5 protein-coding genes are annotated in these 5,025 nt (G+C 42.6%); 4 read left to right on the top strand and 1 reads right to left on the bottom strand.

Going from position 1 to position 5,025, the window contains the following annotated elements; translation table 11 throughout:
• The first annotated feature begins 237 nt into the window (after window positions 1-237).
• A complete protein-coding gene (locus AC805_RS14165; RefSeq protein WP_055076018.1) occupies window positions 238-1,686 on the top strand; it encodes a carotenoid oxygenase family protein in 1,449 nt (482 codons plus the stop codon).
• A gap of 215 nt (window positions 1,687-1,901) precedes the next feature.
• On the opposite strand, the gene AC805_RS14170 is transcribed toward AC805_RS14165, so the two are convergent.
• A complete protein-coding gene (locus AC805_RS14170) occupies window positions 1,902-2,303 on the bottom strand; it encodes a DUF1824 family protein (RefSeq protein ID WP_055076019.1) in 402 nt (133 codons plus the stop codon).
• 144 nt (window positions 2,304-2,447) lie between these two features.
• Here AC805_RS14170 and AC805_RS14175 point away from each other — a divergent pair, with 144 nt between their 5' ends.
• The 3 genes from AC805_RS14175 (at window position 2,448) to grxD (ending at window position 4,844) form a co-directional block, all read left to right on the top strand.
• On the top strand, window positions 2,448-3,059 hold the full coding sequence (locus AC805_RS14175) for a DUF3318 domain-containing protein (protein WP_055076020.1): 612 nt from the start codon (window positions 2,448-2,450) through the stop codon (window positions 3,057-3,059).
• A 322-nt stretch (window positions 3,060-3,381) separates the two neighbouring features.
• On the top strand, window positions 3,382-4,401 hold the full coding sequence (locus tag AC805_RS14180) for a late competence development ComFB family protein (RefSeq protein ID WP_055076021.1): 1,020 nt from the start codon (window positions 3,382-3,384) through the stop codon (window positions 4,399-4,401).
• A gap of 131 nt (window positions 4,402-4,532) precedes the next feature.
• Window positions 4,533-4,844 (top strand): Grx4 family monothiol glutaredoxin, encoded by a 312-nt coding sequence (gene grxD, locus AC805_RS14185; protein ID WP_055076022.1) that lies wholly within the window; start codon window positions 4,533-4,535, stop codon window positions 4,842-4,844.
• The last annotated feature ends 181 nt before the right edge of the window (window positions 4,845-5,025 follow it).

The raw sequence follows: 5,025 nt of genomic DNA on the forward strand, positions 1-5,025 counted from the left end.
GCCCTAATCCCCATTCACAAAATATAGCTATAGCCATTGTAATTAAGATATAAAGCCCAAAATAGAGTTGCGGCGCTACGCGCCGCAACTCTATTTTGGGCTTTGGGTTTGTCCTAATCCCAGAACACAAAATGGCTTAGCCATTTTGTGTTCTGGGATAAATTGTAATTGTGACGAAATTGTTACAATACGAGCAGGTTTATTTGTAAATAGTATTTTTTTAGATAGTAATTACCTATGGTTCAGACTGCATCGCCTACTTTTTCGTGTGAAGATTGGCAAAAGGGCTATGAGTCTCTGCGCACTGAAAGATCCTATTGGATTGATGAAGTTGAAGGCGAAATTCCGATCGCCTTAGAGGGGACTTTATTTCGCAATGGACCAGGGCAACTGGATATTAACGGGCAAAAGTACGGACATCCCTTTGATGGCGATGGCATGATCTGTGCGATCGCCTTTAAAGATGGCAAGGCGCATTTCACAAATCAGTTTGTAAAAACTCCTGAATTTTTAGCGGAGCAGAAAGCGGGAAAGATTCTTTATCGGGGGGTCTTTGGCACGCAAAAGGCTGGGGGGTGGCTCCGCAATATCTTTGATTTGCGAAATAAAAATGTTGCTAACACCAATGTGGTATATCAAGGGGGCAAATTACTGGCTCTCTGGGAAGCCGCTCAACCCTATGCCCTCAATCCCAAAAATTTGGACACCTTAGGGCTAGAAAATTTTGAGGGCAAGTTGGCGGCTGGCAAGGTATTCACCGCTCATCCGAGGAGGGACGATCGCACGGGGGATTTGTGGGGCTTTGGCGTACAACCTGGACCGCAATCCAAAATTTCGATCTATCAGGTAAATGCCGAAGGCAAATTATCCACCGAATCACAGGTTACGGTATCGGGATTTTGTTTCTTACATGATTTTGCCTATACGCCGAACTATCGAATTTTTATGCAAAATCCCGTTTCTTTTAAACCTTTACCCTTTATTTTTGGCTTTGCCACCGCTGGGGAATGCATAGAGTTAAGACCAAATACGCCCAGTCAGTTTTTGATAGTCGATCGCCAAGGCAATCTCCAAACCCTAGAAACCGATCCTTGCTTTGTGTTTCACCATTGCAATGCGTATGAAGAGGATGATGAGATTATTGTCGATTCAGTTTGCTATCCTGACTATCCGAAGCTGGAACCCAATACAGATTTTCGGAATATTGATTTTGATGGGGTAGTTGCGGGACAGCTATACCGCTTTAGAATCAATCCCAAACTTGGTACGGTAAAGCGCCAGCTTATATTAGAGCGCTCCTGCGAATTTCCTGTGGTAAATCCCCGTTGTATGGGGCAGAAATATCGCTATGCCTATATCGGCGCGATCGCCAAAGAGTCGGGTAATGCTCCTTTGCAAGCGATCGCCAAAGTCGATGTAGAAACTGGCAAGCAAGAGTTTCATAGTTTTGCGCCAAGGGGCTTTATTAGCGAGCCAATTTTTGTACCTCGCGATCGTCATGGTGCTGATCATGGGGCTGAAGATGACGGATGGATCATGACTTTAGTTTTTGATGCTGCTCACAATCGCTCCGATTTAGTGATTCTTGACGCTCAAAATATTGCGGGAAAACCAGTCGCCACTTTACATTTAAAGCATCACGTCCCCTATGGGTTACATGGCAGCTTCACCGATCAAGTATTTTAACGTCAGTTCGAGTGATACCAAATCACAAAATGGCTACGCCATTTTGTGATTTTAAAACCCTTACTGGGTTTGGTTTTCAATTTCCAAAAGTGTAGCCACACTTTTGGAAATTGGTATTAAGCTGGCATTAAAAAGTAAAAGCCTTGCTAAGCAAGGCTTTTACTTTTGGGCTTTGAGGTTATTTCAAAAAATAGAGAGGCTTTGCCCCCTATTCCTTAAAAAAGATCTAATGGGAAATGTCCATGCGTACCGCTATAGCCATCGGTAAAATCAGTATGAAAAGATAGCAAGACCCCCCGATATAGTCCTTTGTAGTTGTCAGAGTGATAACGACGACTGCGAGGGTTATATTTCAGGTAGATCCCATCAGCGATCGCAGGTAGGTCAGCATCAGGCAAATCGTATCGAAAGTGATCGGCGTAATTTTTTAAGGCTTGTAAAGCTTGCTTGGTAGTATCAGCGCAGATCCCAAAAATATGGTAGTCCGACTTTTGCGTTAAATAATCTAGGGCTTCGCAAATTTGCGACCTGCGTTCTAAAGTTGCCGTTTCGTCGTCTAGGTCGCTCAGTTCCCAAAGCACGCGCTCGGCATCAGCGACAGTTAAGTTATTGCTCATGGGTTGCTAAGTTTAGATAGGACATAAGTTTCATGGTGTCTAAAATCATATAATTTGCACTACTAATTCTGGCAAGATTTTTCTCGCAGGATCTTGCAAGATTTTTAGACGCAATCTCCCTGAAAAAATAATCTCCCAACTCCTATGAACATCAATGAAGAAATCGCCCGCCTACGCGATCTCCTCCCTGCCTCTTGGCGTATGACGACATCAATTAAATCCACATCCGAGCAGATCGAACCGATTGCGAGTCTGCCCATCTTGCCGTGGCAGAAAGGCGCACAAATACTCATAAATTTTCGTTTATGGCGACAGTTACCAGAACCACAAAGGGATCTGCTGTTATTGTATGAAGTAAGCTGGCGACAAAGGACAAGATGGTTACAAACAGGTGCTTATCAAGGGGTAGCAGCCATGTCTCTAGCAGGTGGAATTGTCGAAGCAATCCAAGGAGATGTAACGGGAATAGCGATCGCCATACTATTAGGCACAATTGGCATCAATCAAATTTTGCGTAAAAACAAAAGTTCACAAATTCAAATCGAATCGGATCGCGAAGCACTCGAAGTTGCACAAAGAAGAGGTTACCGAGAAGCTGAAGCGGCTAGAGCTTTACTGGATGGCATTCCTGCGGCGGCAAAGCTAGCGGGACGGAATACCCCAGAGTTTACCGAATTGATTCGTTGCCAAAATCTCAGGGCGATCGCAGGTTTATCCAAAACAACCATTCCTGAAACGGGAATTAATGATTTCTGATTTTTAGATTCAAGAGTTTTGGCGCTAGATTTTTTCTATTGAGAACTGCTATTTTGAGATTAAAAAACAATTTTTATGAAAGTCTAATACTAGAAATTTGATTTTCAATTAACTTTATTTTTTAGTAACTATATTCCTGAAAAATAAAATTAATCGTAATGTGAATAGCGCCAACTGATTAGATTGATTAATTAAAACTAAAGCCGATAGATGGAACTTTTAATTAAATAAGACTTGATATTTTGTGCTAACATTTATACCTCTAATAGATTAAACACGCTAAAACTAAGCGAACCTAATCCTCAATATGTAAGGATTTTCCATGAGCAGTTGTAGAAATGCACTAGAAGAATTAGTAATCGAAGAAGCAGAATTACAATACAAAAGATTAGGTGCTGATGTAAAAAAGCGAGTCGATCTTAGTGAAGTAATTGCTTATACACTCAATCGATTACCACCAATGTATGCCACCACGCAGCGGGGGTGGATCCAGCAGCGTAAAAAAGCCGAGCTAGAATTGGGGAACGCGATCGCTAAAACTGTCCGCAATGGATTCCTAAGTACTCAGAGCGATGTTTTAAGGCAAACCGATCCCATTCCTGCCCACGAACTCATCAGTCAAGCGCGATCGCTGGTGAAACTACGCAAATTATTTAATAAAGAGTATCTGAAGTGGAAAGACGTACCTGATGCTGTCCGCGATGCCTTGGATTCGGGATATTATCAGGGGCTATCCAATGGCACGTACGTCAGCCTTGACCGCCGTAATTCCCTATTAGCGCGTAGCTATGCGGTGCGCCGTAAACCCACGCCAATTTTAGGCAACGGTGCAAAAACACCCAAAACCGAAAAGGATATTTCAGCGGAGATTAAAGATTTTGAGTCCTACATGTCAGGAACCGTTTATCGCTATAGCAATATTCTCGAAAGTTTGGTAGCGGCGATCGTCGAGCGGCGCGTCCAACGTCTTGACGAAACGATCAAGGAGAAGATTAGCATTGATGATGTGGCAGCCTACGTACTTAATCGGTTGCCGCCTATGTATGCCACTAGTCGTCGTGGGTTGCAAAGTTTGCGCCAAAGAGTCAAATCTGACATGACAAACCAAATTATCAGTATTGTCAAAGAAGCCTTGAATAAAGTAATTCAAGCTCCCGAAAGGGCTTTATCCCCTTTACCCTTTGAGAAATTTAATCTCGAACTCGAAGATACGCTCATCCAATTACGCAAAATGCTTGGGCGCGAGGATATTACATGGCGTAACGTGGCTGAAACTGTCGAAGAATGCTTGAGAGCTCCGAAAACCACCTATCCGACTTGGCGTGCGAAACATGATGTTTAGCTAACCCAAAATATGAATGGCGGAGCTTCGCGCCGCCATTCATATTTTGGCTGTTGATATGAAAAAGGATTATGACGATTGCTATAGTAGCAGTAGTAAATTGCTCGTAAACTGAACCAGATTAAACTAATATGCTTAGCCCTATTTTGCAAACTAAGATCGAGAGCCAGATCGCAAACAATAAAATCATGCTCTATATCAAAGGTACGCCTCTACAGCCTCAATGTGGTTTTTCTGCCGCCGTTGTACAGGTTTTTAATAAGTTGGGGCAACCTTATGAAACTGAAAATATTCTTGAAGATGGGGATCTTCGTCAAGGTTTAAAGGAGTTTTCCGATTGGCCGACTTTTCCTCAAGTTTATATTGATGGTGAATTTATTGGTGGCTGCGATATCGTCATGGAATTAAATAATCGTGGTGAACTTGCCAAGCTGGTTCAATAGGCGATCGCCTCATACCAAGTTAAGCAATGGCTACGCCATTTCTTAACTTGAAAACCCTTTCTCAAAGCCCAAAAGTATAGATAATTTAAATAAAAACTACAGCTTCGACTTCGCTCAGCTAGCTTACACCGAGGGCTGAGCGAAGTCGAAGCCCGTCTACAAGTTATTTAAAACAACTATA

Origin of the sequence: Pseudanabaena sp. 'Roaring Creek' (assembly GCF_001402795.1) — a bacterium.
Taxonomy (GTDB): domain Bacteria; phylum Cyanobacteriota; class Cyanobacteriia; order Pseudanabaenales; family Pseudanabaenaceae; genus Pseudanabaena.